This window comes from Streptomyces hebeiensis, assembly GCF_052983195.1.
In genome coordinates, this window is the sequence record NZ_CM129812.1 from 332,775 (window position 1) to 358,709 (window position 25,935).

General features: G+C 70.6%; 19 protein-coding genes. 5 read left to right on the forward strand and 14 right to left on the reverse strand.

Annotated features, from left to right (window positions below; all coding sequences use genetic code 11):
* Positions 1-11: 11 nt before the first annotated feature.
* From lanKC to ACU6P3_RS01480, 8 genes are all read right to left on the reverse strand, one after another.
* Positions 12-2,684, reverse strand: a complete 2,673-nt coding sequence (gene lanKC / locus ACU6P3_RS01445) for a class III lanthionine synthetase LanKC (protein ID WP_447195532.1) — start codon at positions 2,682-2,684, stop codon at positions 12-14.
* 125 nt (positions 2,685-2,809) lie between these two features.
* Entirely contained in the window at positions 2,810-2,944 is a 135-nt protein-coding gene (locus ACU6P3_RS01450) for a hypothetical protein (protein WP_447195533.1), read from the reverse strand.
* 292 nt (positions 2,945-3,236) lie between these two features.
* A complete protein-coding gene (locus tag ACU6P3_RS01455) occupies positions 3,237-3,746 on the reverse strand; it encodes an inclusion body family protein (protein WP_030755032.1) in 510 nt (169 codons plus the stop codon).
* Positions 3,747-3,881: 135 nt separating this feature from the next.
* Complete coding sequence (locus ACU6P3_RS01460) at positions 3,882-5,744, reverse strand: thiamine pyrophosphate-binding protein (protein WP_447195534.1); 1,863 nt, start codon at positions 5,742-5,744, stop codon at positions 3,882-3,884.
* Entirely contained in the window at positions 5,741-7,777 is a 2,037-nt protein-coding gene (locus ACU6P3_RS01465) for a flavin monoamine oxidase family protein (protein WP_447195535.1), read from the reverse strand. Before ACU6P3_RS01465 ends, ACU6P3_RS01460 begins: the two co-directional genes overlap by 4 nt.
* 680 nt (positions 7,778-8,457) lie before the next feature.
* On the reverse strand, positions 8,458-8,766 hold the full coding sequence (locus ACU6P3_RS01470; protein WP_447195536.1) for a CGNR zinc finger domain-containing protein: 309 nt from the start codon (positions 8,764-8,766) through the stop codon (positions 8,458-8,460).
* A 104-nt stretch (positions 8,767-8,870) separates the two neighbouring features.
* Positions 8,871-9,629 carry an SDR family oxidoreductase gene (locus tag ACU6P3_RS01475; RefSeq protein WP_447195537.1) on the reverse strand — a complete coding sequence of 253 codons (759 nt, stop codon included), beginning with the start codon at positions 9,627-9,629 and terminating at the stop codon, positions 8,871-8,873.
* Between the two features lie 140 nt (positions 9,630-9,769).
* Complete coding sequence (locus ACU6P3_RS01480; protein WP_447195538.1) at positions 9,770-10,774, reverse strand: polysaccharide deacetylase family protein; 1,005 nt, start codon at positions 10,772-10,774, stop codon at positions 9,770-9,772.
* 202 nt (positions 10,775-10,976) lie between these two features.
* On the opposite strand from ACU6P3_RS01480, the gene ACU6P3_RS01485 reads away from it, so the two are divergent.
* Entirely contained in the window at positions 10,977-12,638 is a 1,662-nt protein-coding gene (locus ACU6P3_RS01485; protein WP_447195539.1) for a putative glycoside hydrolase, read from the forward strand.
* Positions 12,639-12,773: 135 nt separating this feature from the next.
* Here the strand turns inward: ACU6P3_RS01485 and ACU6P3_RS01490 are convergent, their stop codons facing one another.
* Positions 12,774-13,517: a DUF11 domain-containing protein gene (locus tag ACU6P3_RS01490; protein ID WP_447195540.1), complete on the reverse strand. Its 744-nt coding sequence runs from the start codon at positions 13,515-13,517 to the stop codon at positions 12,774-12,776.
* Between the two features lie 167 nt (positions 13,518-13,684).
* Between ACU6P3_RS01490 and ACU6P3_RS01495 the strand changes: the two genes are divergently transcribed.
* From ACU6P3_RS01495 to ACU6P3_RS01505, 3 genes are read left to right on the forward strand one after another with little or no spacing between them, the layout of a single operon-like run.
* The gene (locus ACU6P3_RS01495) at positions 13,685-14,458 is read left to right on the forward strand and encodes a (5-formylfuran-3-yl)methyl phosphate synthase (protein WP_447198174.1); all 774 of its coding nucleotides are present in this window, start codon (positions 13,685-13,687) and stop codon (positions 14,456-14,458) included.
* Between the two features lie 8 nt (positions 14,459-14,466).
* The gene (locus ACU6P3_RS01500) at positions 14,467-15,876 is read left to right on the forward strand and encodes an aldehyde dehydrogenase family protein (RefSeq protein ID WP_447195541.1); all 1,410 of its coding nucleotides are present in this window, start codon (positions 14,467-14,469) and stop codon (positions 15,874-15,876) included.
* Positions 15,873-16,976 (forward strand): NAD(P)-dependent alcohol dehydrogenase, encoded by a 1,104-nt coding sequence (locus ACU6P3_RS01505; RefSeq protein WP_447195542.1) that lies wholly within the window; start codon positions 15,873-15,875, stop codon positions 16,974-16,976. Before ACU6P3_RS01500 ends, ACU6P3_RS01505 begins: the two co-directional genes overlap by 4 nt.
* A 55-nt stretch (positions 16,977-17,031) precedes the next feature.
* Here ACU6P3_RS01505 and ACU6P3_RS01510 read toward each other — a convergent pair whose 3' ends face one another.
* From ACU6P3_RS01510 to helR, 5 genes are all read right to left on the reverse strand, one after another.
* Entirely contained in the window at positions 17,032-17,946 is a 915-nt protein-coding gene (locus ACU6P3_RS01510) for a class I SAM-dependent methyltransferase (protein WP_447195543.1), read from the reverse strand.
* 325 nt (positions 17,947-18,271) lie between these two features.
* A complete protein-coding gene (locus ACU6P3_RS01515) occupies positions 18,272-18,844 on the reverse strand; it encodes a snapalysin family zinc-dependent metalloprotease (RefSeq protein ID WP_447195544.1) in 573 nt (190 codons plus the stop codon).
* A gap of 313 nt (positions 18,845-19,157) precedes the next feature.
* The gene (gene tpg / locus ACU6P3_RS01520; RefSeq protein WP_447195545.1) at positions 19,158-19,712 is read right to left on the reverse strand and encodes a telomere-protecting terminal protein Tpg; all 555 of its coding nucleotides are present in this window, start codon (positions 19,710-19,712) and stop codon (positions 19,158-19,160) included.
* A 12-nt stretch (positions 19,713-19,724) separates the two neighbouring features.
* Complete coding sequence (gene tap, locus ACU6P3_RS01525; RefSeq protein ID WP_447195546.1) at positions 19,725-22,040, reverse strand: telomere-associated protein Tap; 2,316 nt, start codon at positions 22,038-22,040, stop codon at positions 19,725-19,727.
* A 201-nt stretch (positions 22,041-22,241) separates the two neighbouring features.
* Positions 22,242-24,458 (reverse strand): RNA polymerase recycling motor ATPase HelR, encoded by a 2,217-nt coding sequence (gene helR / locus ACU6P3_RS01530; protein ID WP_447195547.1) that lies wholly within the window; start codon positions 24,456-24,458, stop codon positions 22,242-22,244.
* A gap of 381 nt (positions 24,459-24,839) precedes the next feature.
* On the opposite strand from helR, the gene ACU6P3_RS01535 reads away from it, so the two are divergent.
* Positions 24,840-25,469, forward strand: a complete 630-nt coding sequence (locus ACU6P3_RS01535) for a hypothetical protein (RefSeq protein ID WP_447195548.1) — start codon at positions 24,840-24,842, stop codon at positions 25,467-25,469.
* Positions 25,470-25,935 lie beyond the last annotated feature (466 nt).

Genomic DNA, 25,935 nt, shown 5'->3' on the forward strand with positions numbered 1-25,935 from the left:
CGTACGACGGGTCAGGGCGCGGTGCCCGTCTCCCGGCGCTCGTCGGTGAACGGGAGCGCGAAAGGCAGCAGTGGCAGCCGGTCGTCACGCAGTGTGGCCAGCGTGTGCAGGATGCCGGCGCTTCCGGTGCCGAAGTCCATGGAGAGCCGCATGAGTTGCTCGCCGGGGAAGGCGATCTCGCCCCCCAGAACCGTCATGTGGAGCCGCAGCCGGTCGTGTTGGGTCGCGATCGTCCCGGCGGGCCCGCCGTCGCGCCCGCCGGGCCCGTCTTGCGCGCCGAATCCGGCGCGCCGGGCCTGCTGGAGGAACCCCAGCTGTCCGGCTGTGCCCGTGAAAAGGCCGGGGAACACATGGAAGACGGGCAAGGCGGCCTTCAGCAGGCCGTTCATGGCCCGCAGCAGATCCGGGGGCCGCCGGTGCCTCAACAGGGCGAGCAGGGCCAGACCGATCCCCGCCGAGCCGGTCGCGATGTACGGCATCATGCGGCGTCCTTCGTCGACCTGCAGGGCTCCGGTGCCGGGGACGAGTACGCATCGTTCCAGATCCAGCCGCACGGCGCGCTCGGCGAGGTCGAGGTACTCCTGAGCGTGGTCGTCGGTCTCCTCGTACAGCCGCGTGAACAGCAGCGCGAGTCCCGAGGCTCCGTGGAGGAGGCCCGCCCGGCGGGCCGAACCGCCGCGACCGGCGGTCTCCGTGGAAAGCGGGACACCGGTCAGCCTGTCCGCGATCCGGTGTGCGGCGGTGACGGCTTCGGCACGCAGCCCGCGGTCGCCCAGCCGGCGGGCGAAGTGGAGCCGGTTGAGGATCACACCGGCCTGTCCCGTTCCCAGGTCGTCCCCGACGACGACACCGTCCCGGAGAGGGGCCTCGGCACGATCCAGAACCTCCAGGGCGGCATCGCGGTCACCGAGCGCCTCGAAGGCGTACGCGATGCCGTGCAGCCCGTCGTAGAACCCGCGCCGCGGCGCGGCCCGCGACCGACGGACGGCGTCGAGCAGCCAGGCCTCGTACTCCTCGCGGCGGCCGTGGCCGGCTCGGGCCATCGCGTACAGCACACCCGCTGCCCCGTACCCGAACCCGAGGCCGCCGAGGACGAACTGTTCGACATCCCCGGGGAAGAGCCGGTCGTCCCGCCGCGGCGTGGCGCTGTTCCACACGGCGCGGGCCACCGAGGCCTCGATCGCGGGCCAGTCGGCGGTGGCGGCGTCCCCGAGGTCGCCGATCGGAGTGCCGTCGGCCGCCGGCCGGTCCGGCGCGCGGGCCGCGCCGGGCCGGTGCGGCGCCAGCAGCTCCAGGGTCTCGGAGGCCCAGTGCCCGGAGACCGGAAACCGGGACGTCACGAACCGGAGGTGGGCCGCCGCGCGACTCGGGTCGAGGGGCAGCACGGCGGTGAGCGGGAGGAACGTTGACAGCCGCAGGCAGCCGAGCGCATACCGGTCGGCGAGGACGCCGCCCCTGGGAGTGGGCGGGGCGAAACCGGGCGCGCCGGTGCGGATCTCCTGGGGGTCGTCGGAGCGGACGGCCATTTCGAAGTCGAGCAGCCGGATGCCACCGTCCGGGGTGAGGACGATGTTCCCGGGGTGGAGGTCCCCGAAGGCGAACCCCTTCGCGTGCAGCGCGCGGACAGCGGTTCCGATCTTGTCCAGGACGTTCGTGGCCCACACGGTGTACTCGGCGAATGCCCGGTCACCGGCCTCGGGAGTGTGCAGGGGCGTGCGCCGGGCCACTTCTCTGTGGAATCCCACGCCTTCGACATGGGAGAGAACCAGGAAGTGGTGTTCCCACAGCTGGAACGAGTCGACGCAGTCGACGACCTCCTCGACGTCCGCCAGTTCCCTCAGCACGTCGCGCTCGTGGCGGAGGCGCTGGACGGCGTCCCGGCCGCGCTGGTCGAGCCCGGCGTGGGGGCGGGCCTCTTTGAGAACCACCTTCTGCCCGGTCCGCCGGTCCGTGGCGAGATAGACTCCGCCGCCGTTGGAGAAGTGCAGGGCGGAATCGATCGTGTAGGGAAGTCGCGGCGGTGCTTCGTGCCGCGTCCGCTCCCGCAGCGCGGCGGCGAGGAACGCGGGCGGCCGCACCCATTCGGGCAACCGGAAAACAGGGGAACGGGTGTCGGCCACCAGTCGGCCGTCCGGTGTCTCGATCGCCGGTTCCGGGGCATTCAGGACGCCGTGAACGTACCGTTCGGCGAACCCTCCGTACCGAAGGTGGAGAGGGCCGTCGGCCCAGCGCAGGTCCGACAGGATGTGTGGCCCGCCGAGCCCCTTGAGCCGGGGGGCGAGGTCGGTGAGCAGCGCGTGGAGCTGCGCGTCGGACACCGGGTACACGGTGATGAACTTTCCGCTGCCGCCGCGGTCCGCGTATTTGTGGTTGCGGCCGCGGAGTTCGGTCTCACCGGCCAGGAACTTGAACGGTATCCTCCGCTCGACGCAGTAGGCGAAGGTGCGGTCGAGCAGGAGCTGGGCGGTTTCGGGGCGGGCCGACACGTGCACCTTCCAGCCCTGCGGAGGAAGCCGCGCGTCCCGCGGGGCCAGACGTACCCAGGGGCCGTGGATGCCGGAGGTCCAGCCGGCGGGCGGCTCCTGCCCGGCCTGGAGGTAGTCCCCGTGTCCGTCCGGACGTCTTCGCGGCTCGTCGTAGAAGGGGCTGTCGGCCCGGCAGTACCGGACGTAGTGGAGCTTCACTTCACCTTCCTCCCGGAACGAAGGCCCGCGGCGGCCGGGGGGATCGCCCCGGGGCCCGGTGGCACCATGGTCCACCGGGCCCCGGATCCATATCCATACGATTCCGGCTCAGTCCGTCCCGCGGCTCATTCCGCTCCGCGAGCCGGCTCCTGGACGGGCTCCCAACCGCAGAAGATGGTCGAGAAATCGCTGATCATCAGTTGTTCGCTCGCCACTTCCTCGGCGCTGGTGATGCCTTGCAGATCAAGGACGAACTGCACGGTTCCAACCTCCCTTTTCGGGGCGTCGACCGGGAAACACTGCGATACATCTTTTCCCTGCGGTCAAGCACCGTCAATCCCGCGACTCCCCGACTGTCTTGAATACATGGTTTCCGGAGGCGGATTCGAGCGAGTGATGAGCTGTTCGGACCGGATGATGTGAACGCGCTTCCGGAAGGCGTACAAACGTTTGCCGCCGATCGGTGTGGCCCCCTGTTTGTGCCACCGCAACCGCTCGCCGGGGCCCGGGTGGGCGGCGGCCCCGGAGACCACCGCCCATGTCCGGGGAGCGTCAGGGGTTTTCGATGGTGATGAAGGGGTCCCACTGGAAGTACCCCTTCAATTGCCGATGGCGGTCGAGGATCTGGAAGTAGAAGTGGTACACGACCTTGCCCGTCTTCTTGACCGTCGCCCGCCAGTAGTGATCCTGGTAGTTCTGCGTCACGAAGTCGGGCCTGCCCTCCGCCCCTTCCTTCGGAATCGGGTAGATCCCGTCGATCACCTCGATCTCCGGCGTCCTGATCAGCGTGTGGTCGGTGTCGCTGCTCACGTACTTGTAGAGCAACGCCTTGTAGTCACTGCTGAGCGACAGCGTCGTCTCCCGCCACCTGATGCTGTCCCCGGGCTCGGCACGGAGGTTCAACTCGGCCCCCGATGTGCCGATGATGTGGTCGTGGCGCGTCGTCATGTAGATCAGGCCGTGGTCGACCTGCGTCGGCGCGGCCGGGTTCCTCGACGCGTTGGGATACTGCTCGACGATCGTGGCCGCGTCGAACGCGATCAGTACGTTGAGATCAGCCATTTTCTTCCCCCTTCGATTATGGGAATTCCTGGCACTGGCACGCCGCCCCGGCGTGCCCCTTCGCCGCCCTCCGGTCCGGCAGGACCGTCGTGCCGACGCGGAGGGCCACCCTCGCACTGGCACGGAGAACCAACGTCACTCCACCGCTGAGGACTTTCGCACCTTGTACGCCATCGCTCGCGGGTAGTCGTGCCGGTGCAGGCGGACACGGACGAGCAGCGGTCCCGCGTTGACCGGGTCGTCCGGGTCGGTGAGGCGGGCCAGCAGGTCGTCCAGTTCGGTGGGGTGCGCGACGCTGATCCCGGTCGCCGGGGTCCTCCTGCCGGCGAAGACGGCCGCGAGGCGGTCGTAGTGCCACGGGTGGAGGACGTTGTAGAAGTCCGCGCCGTCCGAGTCCGCGGAATCCGGACCGGCGGAGCCCGGATCAGCGTAGTAGGACGGGTGAACCAGCATCTGCTCGATGCCGTAGAAGTGTCCGTTGTCCATGACGAACACCACCGACCGCAGGCCGAGCCGGGTGTGGGTGGAGATCTCCTGGCAGGTCTCCTGGAAGGCGCCGTCGCCGACGAACACCATCGGCCGGGCGTGCCCGCGCTCGGGGGCGAGACCGGCGCCGGTGGCCGCGCCGACCGACCAGCCGATGGACAGCCAGCTGATCTGGGACAGAAAACCGCCGGCGGGCAGGGACAGGTTCATCGAGCCGATGAGGGAGAACGCGGCGTCGGAGACCACCGTCCAGTCCTGCCGGGTCTCGTGGCCCAGGAAGTGGTTGATCCGGTCGAAGACGCCGTCATAGGTGAGCCGTTCGGCGTGCCTGGACCGAGAGCCGCTGGTGCGGAGCGAGGCACGGTGGTGCTCCAGGCCGGCGGGGCGGTCGCGGGGAGCTCCGTGGTGGGCGTGAGCCTCGGCGTAGTAGTCGGCCGCCAGTCCCCCGGAGCCGTAGGCCTTCACCAGCGCGTCCTGGAGGGCGGGCAGCAACTGCTCGAGCTGCACGTCGGGGAAGTAGCGGGTGCCGACGCTGACGCCGCCGTTCGCGGCCATCACCCAGTCGCCGCCGACGTATCGATCGCCGCCGAGGTTCTTCGACGTGGACCAGGCGCCGAGCCCGATCCGGCAGGTGGCCCAGTCCTTGAAGATCCAGTGCACGTCCGGGTGGCTGGCCGCGCCGTTGTACACGCCGTGGAACTGCGGCAGGTCCTCGTCGACGACGGCCTTGGCACCGACGGTGGTGCAGAACGGCACTCCGGTGGCCGCCACCAGGTCGGTGAGCTGTCCACCGAGACGGAACCGGTCGACCTCCTCACCGGCCCACACGATCGGGCGTGGGCGGCCGTCCGGGCCGGGATGCTCATCGATCAGGGTGAGGATCGCGTCGACGGCGCGGTCCAGCATGGGCCGGTTGCGCGCGCTGAACGGCCGCTCGCGGCGGCGGATGGGCTCCGCGGGCCCGGAGCAGGGCTCGTCCCACAGGTCCTCCATGACCTCCAGGTAGACCGGCCTGCGCTCGGAGAGGCAGGCGGTGAGCGCGGCATCGATCTGGCCGGGGGCGAGCCCCGGGTTGGAGATGACCTGGGCGTCCACGGTGACCTGCCGGTAGACGTCGAGGTTGCTCTCGGAGCGAGGGCTCATGTGCGACGTGAGCATGCCGATGGCGCGGTAGTTCTGCCACTGCTCGTAGGGCGGGGACGCGTTGACGGCGATGAGCGGGATCTGCTCGACGTAGGCCCCACCGCAGGCGTTGAGCAGGTTGAAGGCGCCGACACTGTAGGTGACAGCGGCCGCGCCGATGCCGTGGACACGGGCGTAGGCGTCGGCGGCCTGGCCCGCGCCGCCCTCGGTGGGGGTGCCGACCCACTCGATGTCGCCCTCGCCCCGCAGGGTGGTCAGGAACGGGCCGAGGTGGTTGCCGGGGACGCCGAACAGGTGGGTGATGCCCAGCTCGGCCAGACGCAGGGCGAGGTAGCGGGCGACCGTGCAGTCGGAGGTGGTCGCGGTCACGAGCGGTCCTCCTTGCTCGGGCCCGGGGTGGTGACCGGCGGTGCCTTGTGGACGGCGACGGCCGCGCGGACGGCGCTCTCCAGGGCGCCCTCGATCCATGCGTGCTTGAGGGATGTGTGCTCCCCGGCGAAGTGCACGGGCCCTTCCGGCCGGGAGGCGTCCAGGTGGAAGCTGGTCATCTGGTGCGGCGTGTAGATGGCGGCCTCGCCGAAGGCGTACGGGTCGCGGGCCCAGCTCTTGGTGGCGCCCCGCCCGGTGAAGAACACTTCGATACGGCGGCCGTGCAGGGCCTGGAGGTTGCGCAGGGCGTAGACGTAGCGCTCGGCGTCCCGCATGGAGTCCCAGCGCGCGGCGTCGTCGGACCAGCTGTACGAGGCGAGCACCACGCCGCCGGTGCTGCCCTCGACCCGGTGCGAGGGGTAGTACATGAACCGGTTGGGGTTGTCGGTGGCGGAGCCCCCTCCGAAGCAGTGGGTGGCGGGGCGGACGGCGGGACCGCGCAGCGGCAGGCTGCCGCCCAGCTGCCGCATCTCCTCGGAGACGCTGCTGTCCTTGACCGCGGCGCCGAGCAGGCCGGCCCCGGGCTCGGGAAGCGTCGGGACGGATTCGGTGTCCGCCTCGTCGCTCAGCCGGTAGTACTCGTGGAGCCCCGGAGCGACGCTCTCGAGTTCGTCGCGCCAGTCGTCCTCGGTGAACTCCCACCACCGGCGGCTGAACTCCAGCAACACCTTGGTGGCCTGGTCGTAGTGCGTCTCGATGATGGCGCGGCGCTTCTTGTACGACATCGAGGGGACGATCTCCACGAAGCGCAGGGCGGAGAACGGGATGGTGACGACCGCCAGGTCCGCGGTCCACAGGCGCGGCGCGGCCTGCGGGTCGTTCTCGGCGACGGTCTGCACGGCCACGCCCCATCCGTCGGGTCCCACGACGCCGGTGCCCCCGGGGTCGGTGTCGCGGCTGGGATCGTGGTACTCGAGGCGGATCATGCGGTGGCCGAGCCGCACCTCGTCGCGCAGACCCTGGTGGAGTGCGTGCGGCAGGCGCCAGCTGCCGCCGGGTATCTCCCAGTAGCGGACGGCGGGATTGATGTCACTGCGGCTCAGGAAGGAGTGGAAGAAGGAGAGGTACAGCCGCGAGGACATGTTCTCGATCGTTCCGACGGCCTCGACCGCCTCGTCGCTGAGCCCGGCGTGGTCGCGCAGGAAGCCACCCATCGAGTAGCCGTCGAAGTCGCGGATCACCCGGGCCCAGCCCTCGACCCACTCGTCGAACGGCTTGTTGACGCGCTTCCCGTCGACGACGTCGGAGTAGTAGTCGCGCACGCTCTCCAGTGCGTCGTCGACCATCTTCACGACCGGGGCGCGGACCTCGTCGTCGGTGAGGTGGAAGCCCTCGTTGATCCGTTCGGGAGTGGTGGCGTAGTCGGCACGGCGCACCTGGACACGGTTGGTGCGGATCCAGGAGTTGCCGAGCTTGTCGGGTTCCCGGAAGTCGGGGCTGTCGTCACCGTAGGTCCACGTCCGGCCGGTGAAGGAGGTGTAGGTCACCGGGGGGACCGGGGTCTCGGGGCTGCTGCCGGTGGAGGGGTCCACGTCCACGTTGTAGAACTGGCGGCGACCGAGCCCGAGCTTGTCGACGAGGGCGAGGACGAGCGGGTGGAAGTCGGGCAGCCGCATGGCGCCGGCCTCGGCGTACTGGGCATGGTCGTCGAAGGGCTGGTGGTGCTTGGTGGCACGGAAGGTCTTGATGCGTCCGCCGACGCGGCTCTCGTTGGCCTCCAGGACGGTGACGTCGTGACCGGCGTCCTTGAGCAGGCGGGCGGCGACGAGGCCGGTGACACCGGCACCGATCACGAGGACCTTCTTGCGCGGATGCCGGGTGGGGCCGAGATGGCCGGTGTCGATCAGGGTGTGGAGATAGTCGAGTTTGAGGTCCTTGCCGTCCGGCCCCACGAGGAGGAGTTCTCGGGCGAGCTTGAGACATGTCTGCCAGCGCGCACGGGCGGCGGAGTTGTCCCGCGGAGTGTCGGTCATAGCTCGGAATCGTAGATATGGAAAAACAATTCACCGCTTCCCCCGGGAGACAAAGTCCTGAAAACGTCGACCGCATCGCTTGACGCATTTGTGGCTTGCTCACCCTGACCCTTATTTCCCGCTCTCGGAAACCGAAGATTCGCCAGGGGCGGAAGGGAAAGGCGGCGAAGCAGAATCAGCGATTCACGCACGGAATGCGGAATTCCTTGAGCGGTGACGGTGACGGTCTCGCCAGCCGGTCGGGCCGGTGAGGGTGCGAGGTCGGCGGCCCCCGTCCAGCCGCGGTCGTCCCACCGCGTGACGTCCTCGGCTCGAGGCTCACGCGTGGGACGCGGGCACACGAACGACCACGACCGGTACCGTCGCCGGCCGTACGGGCGGGGCGTCGTAGCGGGCTTCGCCGGGCCCGGACGAGCACGCCGATCCGGTCCGGAGCACGTCCGGTGGGTTGCCGGCTCCGTCGGCGGCCGGGCGGGACGAAGCCGTTACGGGCGTGGCCGCCGGGGGCGGCGGTGCGACCCGTCCGATGTGCGCCCGGGGTACGGATCCCAGCCAACCGACGACCGTCGCGCGGACCGTCGGCACTCCGCGCCTCGGCGAACGGTCGCCGGCTCCGGCCTCGTGCGCGCCGGCGTCGCGTACTGTGGGCGTGTTGCGGAAGTCCCGCCTGACCGCCGACGTCAGGCAGTCACCTCTGCGCCGCCGTCTCCGACCGTCGAGGACCGTCTGCGCGCTCGATAAGCCGCGGCCTTGACGCGGTTGCCGCACTCGTCCATCCCGCACCAGGTGCGCCGGGCACCGCGCGAGCGGTCGAGACAGATGCGCGTACAGACGGTGCGACCGCATTCCACGAGCACCGATGACTTCGACCGGCGGTTCGGCGGACTGGATGAGCTGGTCACCACGCTGACGGCGAGGTGACCGGGACCGACCCGCGCTCCGCCGCGTCGGCATCCGGCCGTACGACGGCTGATCACGGCGGACGACACCGCCCCACGATCCCGGCGAAGCCGCGATTGGGGCCCGCGCCGTTGTCACGCCGGGCCGGTGAACGTCGTGCGCGTGTGCCCGTAGCCGCGTGGCCGGGCCTTCTCTACCGTCGTGCCAGGCCGTAGCCGCCGTCGACGGTGAGAACCTCACCCGTGACGAAGCGGGCTTCCTCGCCGACGAGCATCGCGATCGCCCTGGCCACGTCCTCCGGTTCCGCGACCCGCCCCAGAGGTGTGTTCGTCATCAGCCGCCGCTGGAACTCCCGCGGCATGTGCGCACTGCTCTCGGTGCGGACATAGCCCGGTGCCACGACGTTGACGTTGACACCGAGCGGGCCGGCCTCGTGGGCGACGAAGCGCGCGAAGGTGTTCAGGGCGGCCTTGGCGGTGCCGTGGGCAGCCATGCCCGGGGCGGGCGGACCGTCTGCCGCGGCGCTCGAGACGTACACGATGCGGCCCCGCCCCCGGGCACCCATGAGCGCCAGCGCGTGCCGGGTGAGGGTGTAGACGGAAGCCAGCTCGTTCGTCACCTTCGTCCTGAAGTCGTCCCAGGCGAGGTTCCGCACGGGGGTGGGGGTGAAGCGGGCACCGGCGTTGCAGACGAGGACATCCAGGCGTCCGTCGGTCGCGGAGCGCTTCAGCAGTTCGGCCGACTGGCCGGGGTCGTGCACGTCCGCCCGCAGGGCGAAGGCTTCGCCGCCGTCGGTCTCGATGAGCTTGACCACCTGGTCGGCCGCCTCACGGTTGGAGACGTAGTTGACGGCTACCTGGTACCCGCGAGCCGCGAGTACCCGCGAGGTGGCCGCGCCGATCCCGCGGCTGCCGCCGGTCACCAGGGCTGTCGGCTTCGTCGTGGCCTTCATGTGTCCTCCATGTCGGCGGAACGGTGTTTCCCCAACGCTTCCGTCGGAGCACCGCGCACCCCGGACTGCTCACCCACTACCACTCCACCGGACGCCGCCGCCCGCCCTTCGGACGGACGGCGCTCGTTTCACCACACGTCCTAATACGGCCGGGCGCGCTTGGCGAAAGCCGGTGCCAGCTGATCCTGCGAGGCTCGGGGGAAGGCGACCGTGTTCGGGTCACCGTCCGAGACGTACCAGTTCTTGCCGGTGGCGAGCTTGTCCAGCCACCGCGACGAACCGAACTCGGCGTCCGCGTCCTTGGGCCCCGCGGAGCGGATCCGCGGGATCGCGTCGGGCGCGAAGGTCTTGGCGAACGGCGAGACCGAGGGGTTGGACCCCACGAGGTACACCCCTCCGTAGCGATAGCCGGTCCCCCGCGCGGCGACCGCGGCCGGCTGGGGCATGGCCCCGAAGGGCAGGGCGAGGGACGTGACCCGGGTGCCGGGCACGGCCTTCTCGATCGCCTGCTGCCCGGCGGCGATGGCCCGCACGGCGCCCGCCTGGTCCAGGGAGCGCAGGTTCTGGTGGCGGTCGGTGTGATTCCCGACCTCGTGGCCGTGGCTCGTCAGCCAGGCGAGCGCCTTGGCGGAACCCGTGGCGGAGAAGGCGTCCGCGTTGACGAAGAAGGTCGCCACCGGCTTGAACGCGGGGTACTTCTTGGCCGTGTTCATCAGGATGGCGACGGCCGTGTCCGGCGCCGGGGCGCCGTCCTGGCCGAGTCGTACCTGGCTGTTGGTCGAGTCGTCGAAGGTGAGGACCACCGGGTGCGTACCGGCCGGGATGTCGATGCGGCCCGTCTGGAAGTCCCGGGCGGTGACCGGCACGTAATTCTCCCGGGCGAGGCGCTCCAGCTCCGCTCGGAAATCGGCCGGGGTGCGGTCGTAGACACTGGCCGGTTTCTCGGTGAGCTGGTGGTACATCAGCACGGGCACCTGGCCGAGCTCGTTCGCGCCGACCTCTTCCGGGGCCTTCGCGGCGACGGGGCTGGCCGCCGCCGGTGACGCGGCCGCCTCACCACCGGTCGACGAGCCTCCCGGGGAGCAGCCCGAGGCGAGCAGGACAGCGCCCGCGAGGGCGCAGAACGGGACGAGAGAGTGGCGCATGTGTGACCCCTCCAAAGCGAGCGTGTCGCCATCCCTACCGGCCGCGGGAGCCCCCGTACCGCCCCCTCCCCTGTATGGCCCAGTCACCACATCGGGGTCGCACGCGGCCGTTCGCATGAAATCCGGTCAGAAACAGGAGGATCGGTGCACCGGCGCGGCATCCATGGAGGGACCAACCGGCCTCAGCACGAAGGACATCGTGATGTTCAGCAGAAAAATACCGTATTCCGCCTCCTCCTACGGTTCCCACCGTCCGGCCGTCCCGCGCGCACTGACAGTGTCGGCCGGGGCACTCGCACTGGCCGGAGCAGGCGTCGGGGCATGGGCCTTCTTCACTTCGGGCCCGGGCGTACAGGGTCTCACCGACGGCGCCGTCCTCGACGCGCGCAAGGCGGCGCATGTCAGCGCCTATCTCGACGCCGCCGCGGCCGGCGGTAAGGACAAGGTGCGTGCCACCCTCGACGGCGCGGTGCTCCCCGTCCGAGCCGAGGGCTCCCGTCTGAAACTCAGCCTCCCGCCTCTGGCCGAGGGCCGGCACACCCTGGTGGTGGAGGGCGACAGCAGTCTGCCCTTCGCCTCGTACCGGGAGGTCGTGGGCTTCTCCGTGGACACCACCGCTCCGGCTCTGACGCTGGCCGATCCCGAGATCAAGAACGTCGCCGCCGCGGCGAACACCACCGGCAAGGCGCCCACCGGCGCCAAGGTGACCATCACCGGCAAGGCGTCCACCGACGCCAAGGTGAGCGTCGACGGCAAAGAGGTCTCCGTCGACGAGGCCGGGGCCTTCAAGGCGACGGTCCCCCGGGGCACACCGCTCGTCACGGTCACCGCCGTGGACCGGGCCGGAAACACCACCACCAAGACGGTGTCCGCCCGGGGCCGGCGCCCCATGATCCGCGCCGCGCACATCACCGCCATCGGCTGGGGCGACAACACACTGCGCGGCAACATCCTGGCCCTCGTCCGCAGCGGCAAGCTCAACGCCGTGGAACTGGACATCAAGGACGAGGACGGCGAGGTCGGGTACGCCTCCCAGGTGCCGCTGGCCCGTCAGATCGGCGCGGCCAAGGGCTACTACGACGCCCGCAAGGCCGTGGCGGAGATCCACGCCGCCGGCGCCCAGGTCATCGGGCGCATCGTCGCCTTCCGCGATCCCGTGCTCGCCTCGGCGTCCTGGAAGTCCGGCAAGCGCAACCAGATCGTACAGACCCCCGACGGGCAGCCCTACAACGGCGGCCACTACGGAAAGCTGTCCTTCACCAACTTCGCCGACCCGGCGGTCCGCAAGTACAACCAGGACCTCGCCGTCGAGGCGGCTGGTCTCGGCTTCGACGACATCCTCTACGACTATGTGCGCCGCCCCGACGGCCCGCTGTCGAAGATGCGCTTCCCGGGCATCGGGTCCGCCACGCCCGAGCAGTCCATCACCTCGTTCGTCGCCGACACGCGGACCGCGCTGCGCTCGCAGCCCACGTACCTCGGTGTCTCGGTCTTCGGTATAGCCGCCACCCGGCCCACCGAGATCGCTCAGGACATCGGGGCCCTGGCCAAGGTCAGCGACTACATCGCACCGATGGTCTACCCGTCCCACTGGGGGCCCGGGGAGTACGGCGTATCCAACCCCGACACCGCACCGTACGCGATCGTGCAGCGCTCGCTGAAGGACTTCGCCCGCCATGTGAAGGGCACCCAGACCGAGGTCATTCCCTGGCTCCAGGACTTCTCGATGGGCAGCCACTACGGGCCGGCCCAGGTGGCCGATCAGATCAAGGCAGCGGCGGACAACAAGATGAACTCCTTCATCCTCTGGAACGCCGGAGCCCGTTACCAGGGGGCGGCGCTCCAGCAGATCACCGCGCGCTGACGCGAGGTGACCGGTCGAACGCGGGGTCGGCGTACAACGCGCGCGGTGTGCGTTGTACGCCGACCCCGTTTCTTGCGCTCCCGTGTTCCCGCCGGAAGGTTCGCGCTGTCACGGAACTGGACACGGATGTTCTGTTCAGCTGCGCGCGTGCGCTCGGCAGCGCCGGGGCGGCCGAGGTGAGGGGCGCGGGTTGTCGCCGGCCGGCCGCGTGGAGGCGGGCCCAGGACTGCTTCCGGGTGGAACAAGGGTCGCGGCAGGAGGGTGCCGGTTGGACGCAGACGCTGACGGCGTCCGTGTTGTCGGTGGGGCCGGGGTCCTTCTCGTTGCCCGTGGCGGTGGCGGTGTTGGGCAGGCCGCCCCCTGCGTGTCGGTCGCGTCGCTGCCGAGACGGAAGACGACCGTGTTGGTGTCGGCGTCGTAGTTCGCCTGGTCGTCGCCCTTCGCATCGCTCTTCGCCCCGGCGTTCGGTCCGGCCACGATCCGCAGGGAACCGGGCAGGTACGTCGTACCGGCCGGGACGGCGTCGGTCAGGGTGAGATTCCCGGCCCCGCCGCCGCCCTCGTTCCTGGCGGTGATGCGGTAGGTGATGACGTCTCCCACCTCCAGCGGCCCCGCGGGGACAGCGGTCTTGGTGAACACCACATGGGGAGCCGTTGGCCATGTCAAGGTCGGCCCGTCCCACCAACCGCATACGCGCCGCTCTGACCTGCGGCCACCTCTTTCATGGCCGAAAGTGCCTGCCGCGGCTCCTGCACTCGGCCTCACTGAGAGTGAATCGTCGATCGCTCGGTTGACGTGGCTACGGGAAATCGACCGCCTTGGCCTCGTTCTTCCGTGATGGCCGGCGCAGTCGGCTTCCGTGGCTGCCGGGGCCCGCACGCGGCCCGCTCGCTCCGGCGTGGACGGCGCACTGGGGAGTGAACACGCCGTGGCGACGAACCATTTGGACTCCGCGCGCCCTACCGGCGGTCAGGCGCCGCGGGAATGATGAGCGCACCCCAAGTGATCCAGGCGACTCCGCGCACCTGCCCTTACGGCAGATGGACATGCGGTGGAAGGAGTCCACGTTGTTGCTTCTCATCTCCCCGGACAGCGTCGAGGAAGCCCTCGACTGCGCGATGGCGGCGGAGCACCTTGACATCGTCGATGTCAAGAAGCCCGACGAGGGCTCACTCGGCGCGAACTTCCCGTGGGTCATCAGGGAGATCCGCGAAGCGGTCCCGGCCGGCAAACCGGTGTCCGCCACTGTGGGTGACGTACCGTACAAGCCCGGGACGGTGGCCCAGGCGGCGCTCGGCGCGGTTGTCTCCGGTGCCACGTACATCAAGGTCGGCCTCTACGGATGCACGACGCCCGACCAGGCCGTCGACGTGATGCGCGGGGTCGTCCGGGCGGTGAAGGACCATCGGCCGGACGCGTTCGTCGTCGCCTCGGGCTACGCCGACGCCCACCGGATCGGCTGCGTCAACCCCCTCGCACTGCCCGACATCGCCCGCCGCTCCGGCTCCGACGCGGCCATGCTCGACACTGCGGTCAAGGATGGGACGCGGCTCTTCGACCACGTACCGCCGGACGTCTGCGCGGAGTTCGTGCGGTTGGCCCACGAGCGCGATCTGCTCGCCGCCCTCGCGGGCAGCGTCAAGGCGGGGGACCTCGGCGAGCTGACCCGCATCGGCACGGACATCGTGGGGGTGCGCGGGGCTGTCTGCGAGGGGGGCGACCGCGATGCCGGAAGGATCCGGCCAGATTTGGTGGCCGCGTTCCGGGCAGAAATGGACCGGCAGGCCCGGCAACACGCGGCCGCAGTCGCCGGGAGCTGACCGCCGGCATGCCGACACGTCAGCCCCGCCGCGCCCCGGGTACCCGCGACGGGCACTTCGCCGTCCTCGACCCGGCTACGGGCGAGGCGTTCGACGAGGCACCCGACCAGCGGCCGGACGAGTTGGACGCCGTCGTCGCGCGGGCCCACAAGGCCTGGCGCGGCTGGCGGGCCGACCCCGTCGCCCGTACGAGCGCGTTGCTCGCGGCGGCCGACGCGGTGGATGCGGCGGGGGCCGACCTCGCTCCGCTGCTCACCCGTGAACAGGGCAAGCCCCTGGCCGAGTCGTACGCGGAGATCGCCCGCACGACGGCCCGCCTGCGCTACTTCGCCGAGCTTGTCCCCGGGCCCCAGCCGATCACGGACGGCCGACCGGTACGCAGCGAGATCCGCTGGCGCTCGCTCGGGCCCGTCGCCGCGATCGTCCCATGGAACTTCCCCCTCCAACTCGCGTCGGCGAAGTTCGCGCCAGCGCTCGCCGCGGGCAACACGATGGTGCTCAAACCTTCCCCGTTCACGCCTCTCGCCACACGACTGCTGGTGTCCGTCGTCTCCGACGCCCTCCCCACGGACGTGCTGACCATCGTCACCGGTCGCGAACCCCTCGGCGCGCGCCTCGCGTCCCATCCGGGGATACGCCACGTGACCTTCACCGGTTCCATCGCCACCGGGCGTGCCGTCGCTCGGGGGGCGGCGGCCTCACTCGCCCGGGTCACCCTCGAACTGGGCGGTAACGACGCCGCCATCCTGCTGGAGGACGTGGATCCGGAACGGATCGCGGACCGGCTTTTCTGGGCGGCATTCCGGAACTGCGGGCAGGTCTGCATGGCGGTCAAGCGCGTCTACGCCCCGGCCCGGCTCTGCTCCCAGGTGGTCGAGGCCCTCGCGCAGCGTGCGAAAACCACCGTCGTCGGAGCGGGGCTCGAGCCGGGTTCGCAGTTGGGGCCGGTCAACAACGCGCCGCAACTGGCCCGGGTGGAGCGCTGTACGGCCCAGGCCCTGGCGGACGGCGCCCGAGCCGTGACCGGTGGCCGTCGGCTGGACCGTCCGGGCTACTTCTTCGCCCCGACGATCCTGGCCGATGTCCCCTACGACAGTTCGGTGGTGACGGAGGAGCAGTTCGGCCCGGTCCTGCCGGTGCTGCCGTACGGGAACATCGACGAGGCCGTCGAGGCGGCCAACGACACCGGATTCGGGCTGGGCGGTTCGGTATGGGGAACCGACCTCGACCGGGCCGAGGCGGTGGCGGACCGGCTGGAGTGCGGAACCGCGTGGATCAACCACCATGCCGAGCTGTCCCTCGCCCAGCCCTTCGCGGGCATCAAGGAGAGCGGGGTCGGCGTGGCGGGCGGGCCGTGGGGGCTCTACGGAAACCTGAGGCCGTTCGTCGTGCACCGCCCGGAGGAGGAGCTGCCATGAGGTTCGACGCGGCTGTCCTGCGCTCGTACGAGAGCCGGTTCACCGTCGAGGAGGTGAGCTTGAAGGCGGGGCCGGCCGAGGGCGAGATCCTGGTGAGGATCGCGGGCTGCGGAATGTGCCGGACCGATCTCGCGGTCCGGCGTTCGGCGGGCCGTTCCCCGCTGCCTGCGGTGCTCGGCCACGAGGGGGCCGGGGTCGTGGCGAAGACGGGCGGCCCGGACACCGGCCTGAGCGTCGGCGACCATGTCGTGCTGAGCTTCGACTCCTGCGGACGCTGCCGGAACTGCCTTGGCGCGGCCCCCGCTTACTGTGACTCCTTCGCCTCGCTCAACCTTTTCGGAGGCCGCCGGGAGAACGCGGCGCGGTTCACCGACGCGGCCGGGGGCGAACTGGCCCCCCGGTGGTTCGGCCAGTCCTCGTTCGCCGAGTACGCGATGGTCCCTGCCCGCAACGCGGTCCGGGTCAGCCCCTCGCTTCCCCTCGAACTGCTCGGGCCGCTCGGCTGCGGCTTCCTCACCGGCGCCGGAGCGATCTGGAACAGCTTCGGCGTCGGCCCCGGCGACACCGTCGCGGTCTTCGGCGCGGGAGCGGTGGGGCTGGCCGCGTTGATGGCGGCCACCGCCTCGGGGGCGATGACCGTGGCCGTGGACCGCCACCCCGAACGGCTGGCCCTGGCCGAGCGGTTCCATGCGATCCCCCTGCACGCCTCATCGGCCGGTCTGCCCGACCGCATCCGGCGGCTGACCGACGGCGGCGCGCGGTACGCGCTGGACACCACGGGCTCCGCTCAGCTGATCAACGACGCGCTCCGGGCCCTGCGCCCGACCGGCCACCTCGGCCTGGTGGCACGGCTCCACACCGCGCTGCCGCTCGAACCGGGGACACTGGACCGGGGCCGGAGGATCTCCCACATCTGCGAGGGGGACGCCGTGCCGGGGTTGTTGATTCCGCGGCTGACCGGACTGTGGCAGGCCGGTCTGTTCCCTTTCGACCAGTTGATCCGCATGTATCCGCTCGCCGACATCAACGAGGCCGAACGCGACTGCGATGCGGGCCGCGTGGTCAAACCCGTCCTGGTACCGGAAAGGACGAGCCGATGAGCGACGCATTCAAACTCCGCTGCGACGTTGCGCGACCGAACACCGCATTGCCGTGTCAGCGCAATGACGGCCGTGGCTTGTTCGCGAACACCCATCGATTGCCGGCCAGCGCGTCATTCTGCTCGGGCATCGGGCCACGTCCGAGCCGACGGGTGAAGTCGAAGGGCGTGTGAACCGATGTGTCCCATCCCTTGCCCATCAGGTCACCCGCGGAGTCGGGCCGCGACTCGCCGTTGAACAGCGTGAGCAGATCGATGCCGATCTGCTGGTTCGTCGAGGTGTAGAGCGGACTGTCGCGATAGGCGAGCAAGTCCTTTTCGAGCTTGACCTCGAATGCCAGAGCACTCCCTTCCGCGCTCAATCGGTGCACCGTGTCGATGAGGGACGTCTCGACGGCGTTGGGGAGGTAGAACAGCAACCCCTCGGCCAGCCAGACGCTCGGTGCCGTCGTGTCGAAGCCGGCGTCGGTCAGCGCTCCGTCCCAGTCGGCGCGCAGATCGACCGGAATCGGTAAGCGTGTCGCCCTGGGGGTGGCAGACAGCCCGTCGAGCACCTCTTGCTTGAACCTGAGCACGCCCTCCCTGTCGATTTCGAAGACCACGCAGCCGGGAGGCCAGTCCAGCCGGAACGCGCGTGCGTCCAACCCGGACCCGAGGAGCACCACTTGGCGCGCGCCCGCGCGCACCGACCGGAGGAGGAAGTCGTCGAGGACCCTCGTCCGCAGACCGAAATAACGCGCGAAACGCCCCCACAGCGGGTTCGCGTCCCCATCCGGAGCCTCTTGCAAGCGGACGGGCCAGCCCGCGGAGGCCGGTGCGGCGCGCACGAAGTGTTCCGCGTAGACATCCCTTGCCAGACTGTCGCTGCGGTGGGTCTCGATCGCCCGTGCTGCGGCGACGAGCAGGGCGGTGAGGCCGACACCCCCGTCCACGCCTTCCACACCGGTGTTCGGATGCGCTGTGCCGACCATGTGTTCTCCGTAGGTTCTCGGGTGGCCCGGCAAAGCCGGGCCTGTCTCACTGGGGGACACCGAAAAGGGAACAGGGAAATGATCAACCATCACGTTCCCCGCCCGAATCCGGTAACCGGAACACCCCACAGCGTCCTCACTATCCAGCCGACGCCTGTCCCCTGCCTGACGAGGCCAACAGAGTTCACCCGAACGGGTATGTTGCCGCCCAGCTCTTGGGCCGTGAGTGCGGGCATGCCGTCGGCTGATCCGGGTCCGCGCGTGACATCGGCTCTCACGACCTGCCGCGGTCGTGAGAGCCGACTCCCGGCGTTCGCGCCGCGTGTCAGTCCACGATCACGGCGTTGAGCGGCACCGCTCCGGACGTCCGCGCGAACGATCCACCGAAGTACCCCTCGACCTCGGCCTTTTCGGCCGCGTTCGGGTAGGCGTTCGTGCATGTGGTTCCCGCGCTGGCACCGGACATCAGGCTCGAACAGGGCCCGGGCTTGCGGTCGGGCAGACCCAGGATGTGGCCCAGTTCGTGGGCAGATATGCGGATCGTGTTGTGCCCCTCGTCCACCGCCTGCCGCCCGATGTAGACGGTTCCGTTGCCCAGCGAGGTGGTGATGGCGCGGGGCCAGCCGTTGTCCGCCAGGACCCGTATGTTGGCGCGTTGCCCGGCCGCGGCCGGCCGCAGTTCGACGGCGTCGACGCTCTCGTTCCAGATCGCCGCGCCCCGGTCGACCGCGGACCTGAACTCGGCGGAACCACTGGCGTCGTAGGTCACCACACGAGCGGCCGCGGCTCTGTCCGCGTCCGCCGCCACGGACGGAGCGGCTGCGGCCTGGCCGCCCATCAGCGCTAAGGTCACGGTCAGGGCGGCAGCGAGCCCGCTGGTCAACGTACGGACGTGCATGGTCGGCCTCCTCACGGGAGAGACAGTCGTGCTCATGACACGATTCCCCTGCTCACTGCCCAGCGAGGCCTGACAGCAATCCGTCGATCCGGCGACCGTGCCGAAAACCGCCGTCGGCGTCCGCCTCGGGGCTGCTACCCGTGCGGTCGGTTCGGCCGGCTCAGGGGCGGAATAGGGCTCAAGGGCATCCCGGATGGGCCAGCGGCGCTTTCAGCGCACCGGCTCGTGATCGGGATCCGATCCTTGGCCCGGCGTGCGGATGAGCGTGTCGCCCGCAGTCCCGTCGGCCCCGGCCGGCCGTCGCACGGCCTGATCAGAGATCGAACTCAAGGTGTTCGACGTCGGTGAACTCGACTTCCAGGCCGTGGGCGCGGCGGCCGCTGTCGCGGAAGTAGACCTCGCCCAGCGCCTCGGCCGCGATGTCGCGCAACTGCCGCTCGGTGCCGCCGGCGTCCCTGGCCTCGAAGAGACGCGCTGCGTGCTGTGGCGGCAGTGCGACGGTGAGATGACGCAGTCGGGCGTCGTCGGTGCTGCCCGGCGCGGCGGTGTAGCCGAACCGGGCACGGGTGTCGACGACGATGCCGGCGGTGGTGACCGCGGTTTGCCGGGCCCTGGCGCGGATCTGCGGTTGCCACCGCTTCCTCACCTCGTGCTCCAGACGGTCCGCGAGGTCCCGGCGGGGACGCTTGATCTGGTTCTTCACGTACCGTTCGACGGTGCGCCGGCTGATGCCGAGCAACTCGGCGACCGGTCCAGTGCCCTTGAGCTGCTTGACCAGGTACCGCATCCGGGCACCGGCGCTCTTCGGGATCGGCCGCGTGAACGCCTTCCGCAGCGCGGCGTCGAGACCGCCTCCCACCGTGTCCACCGGCGTGTCCCCCTACTCTCCGTCGTCCTTGGCGGTGACTTCGCCCGTCTTGATGTAGCGGGCGAGGTTGAGGACCTGGCCGTGCCTTTCGCGCACTTCCTCGGCCCACAGGGTCGTCCGGGTGCCCTCGTGCTTGACCATGCCCGGCGACACCCCGAGCCGGAAGCTGCCGGGCACGGTCTTGCCATCGGCGTCGTACGGCAGGACATCCAGCGGGGACGGCCCGTCGGCGGCGTACACGGCGCAGTCCGACAATACCGCTACGGGGTACCGGCCGGTGGCCGCGGCCAGGTTGAGCATCTTGCGGTGCATGTTGACGCGTGCCCGGGAGATGACGGCGGCGCGAATGTCGGGCCGCCAGGTCGGCCGGGAGAGGGCCGGCCACGCCTGCCCGGGCTTCCAGCCACCGCCGCGCGCCCGTTCCCTGAGCTTGCCGATGCCGCCCTTCACCGTGGACTTGATGGCGTCCAGGACGATCGCGGTCTCCGCATCGCGCTGCTTGTAGCCGTCCATCGCCTCCAGGAACTCCGGCGGCGGAAGCTTCTCCCCCACGCCCAGGTCCGCCATGGTGTCGACGTAGGCGTTGCGCAGCCGCTTGTACCAGCCATCCAGGAACTTGCCCTTCTCCTCCCTCACCCAGGCCTCGATCGGGGCGACGTCGTAGCCGAGTTCCACGGCGTACGCCACCGTCGGGGTCGCGTACCACGCGGGCCCCTCGGGGCGTTCGCCGGTGGGCGTGAACGGGCTGGGCAGCAGGGCGCCTTCGAGCCGCCGCCACTGTTTGCCGACGATTACGCGGGAGAGGTCGACGTGGGAGAGGTCGACCAGCCATGCCCCGGGCAGCGCCGGGTCGAACCGCGGGTTGCCGACGTGCACGGGCGGCGTCGCCAGGCCGACGACCACACCGTTGGCGGCCGCGCCGAAGGCGAGGTTGACATCGAGGCCGACGAGGAACCGCCGCATGCACTCGGCGTCGGTCAGCTCCCGCGCCCAGTCGTAGGCCTCCTCGAACAGCATTTCGTCCGGGCCCCGCTGGTGGAAGCGGGGCAGGCCGGAGAGCAGCGGATGTCCGTCGGGCGCCTCGCACGGCGCGCACTCCGTCGGGTGCTCGCCCAGCGAGCCGGGCCGGTGCTCCCTGTGGCGCCTGCCGTCCTGGTCCGGTTCACTCGCGCGGGTCGGCGGGTTGAGGGCGGTCATCAGCTCGAGGCCGGTCACGGCGGTGGAGCCGCGCGGCGTCATGACCCGCTGGGCGTAGATGCCCAGTACCCGGGCGAGTTCCGCCGGCTCAAGTCGCGCGGCGTGGCCCCAGGTGCGGGTGTCGAGCGCGTTCCACGGCAGGATGCACAACTGGACACACTGCCTCTGCCGGCCCTGCGCGGGCCGGTGGATCCGCGCCCACGGACCGAATCCCCGCTTCGTCAGCCGCCAGTCGGCCCGGTCGAGCTGTTTGAGGACCTTGTGCCCGTCCGGGAGGCGCCCGGCGAACCGCTCGGCCTCCGACAGCGTGACCGGCAGCCCGTACCGCTCGCACGCGGCCTGGGTGAGCACCAGGAGCGGGTCGGCGTCCTTGCCGGAGCCATGCAGCTTCGCGGCCCCGAGCTGTGCCTCCCGCAGCGTCCACTCCACCAGCGCGGGAAGGGACTTGGCGGGCACGTCCACGACCAGGCCGCCGATGCCGTAGCCGATCACCTGGCGGTCGGCGGTGGCGTCGATGACGAGCAGCGGCCCGTTCGCGAACCGTGGGTCGGTACCGGCCGCCGGGGCGTTCGCCGGGGCCGCCTTCCGCGCAGCCGGGCGCCGCGGCGTCGACGACGTCCTGGAGGTGGCCGGCCGCGCCGCGGGAACGGTCCGCCGCGGTGCGCTCTTCGCAGTGACGTCCGTGACGTCCGTGTTGTCCATGGCCTCCGGGCCGCCGGTGGCGTCCGTGGACTCCGTGACGTCCGCGACGGCAGTGGCCGGGGTCAGGGCCGGCGCCTGTCCCGGGGAGGCGGTCTGCGCCGCTGATGCAGCGGGGACCGGTGGGGTGGTGCCTGGGAATGCCTCCGGCGTCGTGGCCGCGTCCGGCTCCGGAGCCGCGGGGTGGGGATCGGCCGGGTAGAGCTGGGCGAGCTGCTTCAGCATGCGGGCATAGGCGTCGCGCTCCGGCGGACGCGGTTCGGTCCTGCCTGCCTCCCAGCCGCTGACCGTCGCCCGCCGCACCCGCAGTGCGGCGGCCACCTCGTCCAGCGTCAGGCCGTGCGCCTGACGCAACCGCTTGCGCTCCGCCGGCGGCGGCAGCGGGGAGCGGGACGCGACCAGCGCGTCCACCGCGTCGAACAGCTCTGACATGGAGAACCTCCTGTCCCCCAACCCTAGCGTGGAGCGTACGAAGCGCGTACGTGACACATACAGGCGGCGTACGCGGCAGTTCGCACAGCGGGTCGTGCGCCTCTCCGGTGGCTAACGCGGCCGCTTCCCGTGGCTTCCCTGGCGATGCCCCTGTTCCGGCGCTCGACCTGCTCGGCCCGCACCGCCCTCGTCCCGGCGGTGTCAGGAACCGGTGAGGATGACGAGCTGCCGCGTCGCTCGGGTCATCGCGACATAGCGGTCGACCGCTCCTTCGACGCCGTTTCCGAACCCCGCCGGGTCGACGAGGACGACGAGGTCGAACTCGAGCCCCTTCGACAGCTCCGGGGTCAGCGACCGGACGCGGGACGTCGTTGTGAACGTCGGATCGCCGATGACGCAGGCGGTCCCGCCGGCATGTGCGGCGAGCCAGGTGTCGAGGACCGACCGCAGATCCGATACGGGTCCGTGGACGACGGGGACGCCGCCCCTGCGGATGGAGGCCGGCACGTTGGCGTCCGGAAGCACGGCCCGGATGACCGGCTCGGCTTCCGTCATGACTTCTTCCGGCGTCCGGTAGTTGATGCTCAGGGAGGCCGTTTCGATCCGGTCGAGCCCGACCCGCTCGAGCCGTTCCCGCCACGACTCCGTGAACCCGTGCCTGGCCTGGGCGCGGTCCCCGACAATGGTGAAGCTCCGGGACGGGCAGCGGAGCAGCAGCATCTGCCACTCCGCGTCGGTCAGTTCCTGCGCCTCGTCCACGACGATGTGCGCGAACGGACCGGCGAGCAGGTCGGGTGCGACGCCGGGCGGTGCGGTCCCGTCGACCAGGGTGTCCCGCAGGTCCTGTCCGTGCAGCATCGTCACCGCGCCTTCGCCGTCGGCGTCGGCGTCGAGCAGGTTGTCGATGACGCCTGCCATGCGCTCGCGTTCGGCGGCGACAGAGGCTTCGTACCGGCGCTTGCGCCGCGACGCCTCCGGGTCGCCGAGCCGTTGTCGTGCCGCGTCCAGGAGCGGCAGGTCGGACACCGTCCAGGCTTGGGCGTCCTCGCGCCGCAGTTTCCGTACGTCCTCGGGGCCGAGCCACGGGGCGCACAGCCGCAGGTAGGCGGGCACCGTCCAGAGGTCCCCCACGAGGTCGGCCGCTTCGAGCAGCGGCCACGCGCGGTCGAAGGCGTCGCGCAGCTCCCTGTTCCGCCGCAGCGACGTGCGGAGCAGGCCGGCCGGGACACCGTCGTCGTGCTCGTCCGCGTCCTGGTCGTCCGCGTCGTGCTTGTCCACCAGGATGGTGAGCAGTTCCTCCCAGACCTGGTCGCGTGCCTCGTTGTGCGGAGTACCGGGTTCTGCCGCTTCGAAGGCCGCGGCCCAGTCGGCGGCGCTCAGCCGGATGTCGGACCAGTGGGTCGTGACCGTCATCCCCCGGGTGGGCGGCTCCTCGTAGAACCTGACGGCCGTCTCGATCGCCTTCACCAGGCGCGCGGACGACTTCAGGAGGTCCACGTCCGGGTCGGGCTCGACCGCTGCCGCGGCTCCCTCGGTGACGAGGTCCCGCAGGGTGCAGGTCTGCACACCATCCTCCCCGAGGCTGGGGAGGACGTCGGCGACGTAGGACAGGTAGGGCCGGTGCGGCCCGACGAACAGCACACCGCCCCGACGGTGACCGAGGCGAGGGTCCGAGTGGAGGAGGTAGGCGGAGCGGTGCAGGGCGACGACGGTCTTCCCCGTGCCCGGGCCTCCGTCGACGACGAGAGCGCCGCGGGACCCCGCGCGGATGATGGCGTCCTGGTCGGCCTGGATGGTGCCGAGTACATCGCGCATCCGTTCCGATCTGTCGCTGCCCAGGCTTGCGATGAAGGCGGACTGGTCGTCCAGCGCGGCATGCCCGACAAGCCTGTCCGAGGCGAACACCTCGTCCCAGTAATCGCTGATCCGGCCGCGAGCCCAGCGGTACCGGCGGCGGCTCGCCAGCCCCATCGGGTTGGCGTGGGTGGCTCCGAAGAACGGCTCGGCCGCGGGGGAACGCCAGTCGAGCAGCAGTCGGCGGCCCGTACTGTCCGTGAGGCCGAGCCGCCCGATGTACACCGGTTCTTGGTTGTCCGCGCCGACCATGCGCCCGAGGCACAGGTCCACACCGAAGCGACGCAGTGTGCGCAGGCGAGCGGTCAGCCGGTGGATCTCCATGTCCCGGTCCATCGCCTGCCGTCCCACACCGCCGGGCGATCTGCGCTCGGCGGCGAGGCGGTCGGACAGTTCGGCGATCGTTTGCTCGAGGCTCTCGGCGACGGCCGCGAGGTGCTGCTCGTCGCCGGCGACCAGCGCCGGATCGGCCTTGGGCGAGAGGTGGTCGGGAAGGTCGAACACGCTGGTGGTCAGCGACTGCACGGCATCGGCTCCGATCTGTGGTCGCTCGTCGGCGACCATGGGGCATGGGTCAGGCGTCCGCACCGGTGTGACGGACCTGAAGGCCGGGAGGAGCGGCGCTCCACCTGCCGTGGCACCCTGGCCGTTGTGACCACGGGTCGCCGGGAACGGCGGGGCCGATTCTGGCCTCGGCCGGCGATTCTGCAGCATCCCCAGGGCCTTGCCGCAAGCCCCCCGGTGCGCTATACGTTGAGAGTGGCAAGGAGCGGGTTCTCCCCTTGCCCTCTCCGGTACCCGTCTGGGCCGGGCCTCACGAACAGACTCGGCCCCGGTCGGAAACGACCGGGGCCGAGCGCGTATCGCGTGGGATTCAGCAGTCCCGGATGTACCAGACGGGCGTCCAGTCGTAGGCGTACTCACCCGGGGCAGGGGTCGCTGCACATGGTACGGGCGCGCGCGGCCGTACCGTACGACCTGCTCGTCCTCCCCCACCGCGGGTGGTGGCGGCGCTACTACCGCAAGAGCTTCCTGTCCCTGCCCGACGCGCGGTCGCAACGCTTCTACTGGATCCAGCTGTACAAGATCGCTTCGGCCGCCCGTAAGGACGCGCCGGTGATGGCGACGTGCGGGCCGTGGCTGGAGCCGACCCCATGGCCCAACACCTGGTGGAACCTCAACGTCCAGCTGGAGTACTGGCTCACCCATGGCTCCAACCATCTGGAACTCGACGCGGTCACCAGGGCGTTGAGCGAGTTCCGCGGCCGGCTCAGCGCGGAGGTCAGCGCCCGCTACCGCGCCGACTCGATGGGAATTCCGCGTACCACCGACACCCGGCTGGTCAACGGTGGTGCCACCGATCCGGGCACCGGCTACGGCGTGGGCGTCCCCGGCCGGGAAACCCCCACGCCGGAGGTCGGGAATCTCACCTGGGCGCTGCACAACGTCTGGCTGAGCTACCGCCACACGATGGACAGGGCCGTCCTCCATGTCGGCCCTGCTCGGCAAGGGGGACGACGCGCTCGCGTTCCTCGGTCAGCTGATGGAGCGCTTCGTCCAGCCCAACACGAGTGAGATCCGCATCCCGCTCGCGAAGGGAGAGTCGGCGCTCACCACGGCGGCGGGCGACGATCCGGACCTGACGATACGTCCGGTGACGCCCAATGAGCCGGCTCCGCCCTGGGGACTGCCGGGGGCCGCCGCCGGTCGCCGACGCAGGGGGCCGACGAGTTGATGTGCGGTCAACTCGTCGGCTCGGCAGCCGCGTCGACGCCGTTCTCCGGGGGCCGGGCAACCGGCGCGACGCGTACGCCGCGGAGCCTGTCGGTCACTCCAGGGAGCCGCCGCTACCGGCTCGCTCGTCGACGTGTGCGGGGCCGTGTCCGAGGTCAGCGTCGACCGCGGCCGCGATGACGCGGTCCCGTTCGGCACGTGTGAACAGTCCTTCCGACAGCCATGTGCCGGCGAGGGCGCGCACCGCTCGCACGAGGTGGCCGGACGTCGCGAAGGGAGCCTGTGCCCAGAGAGCGTCAAGGAAGGC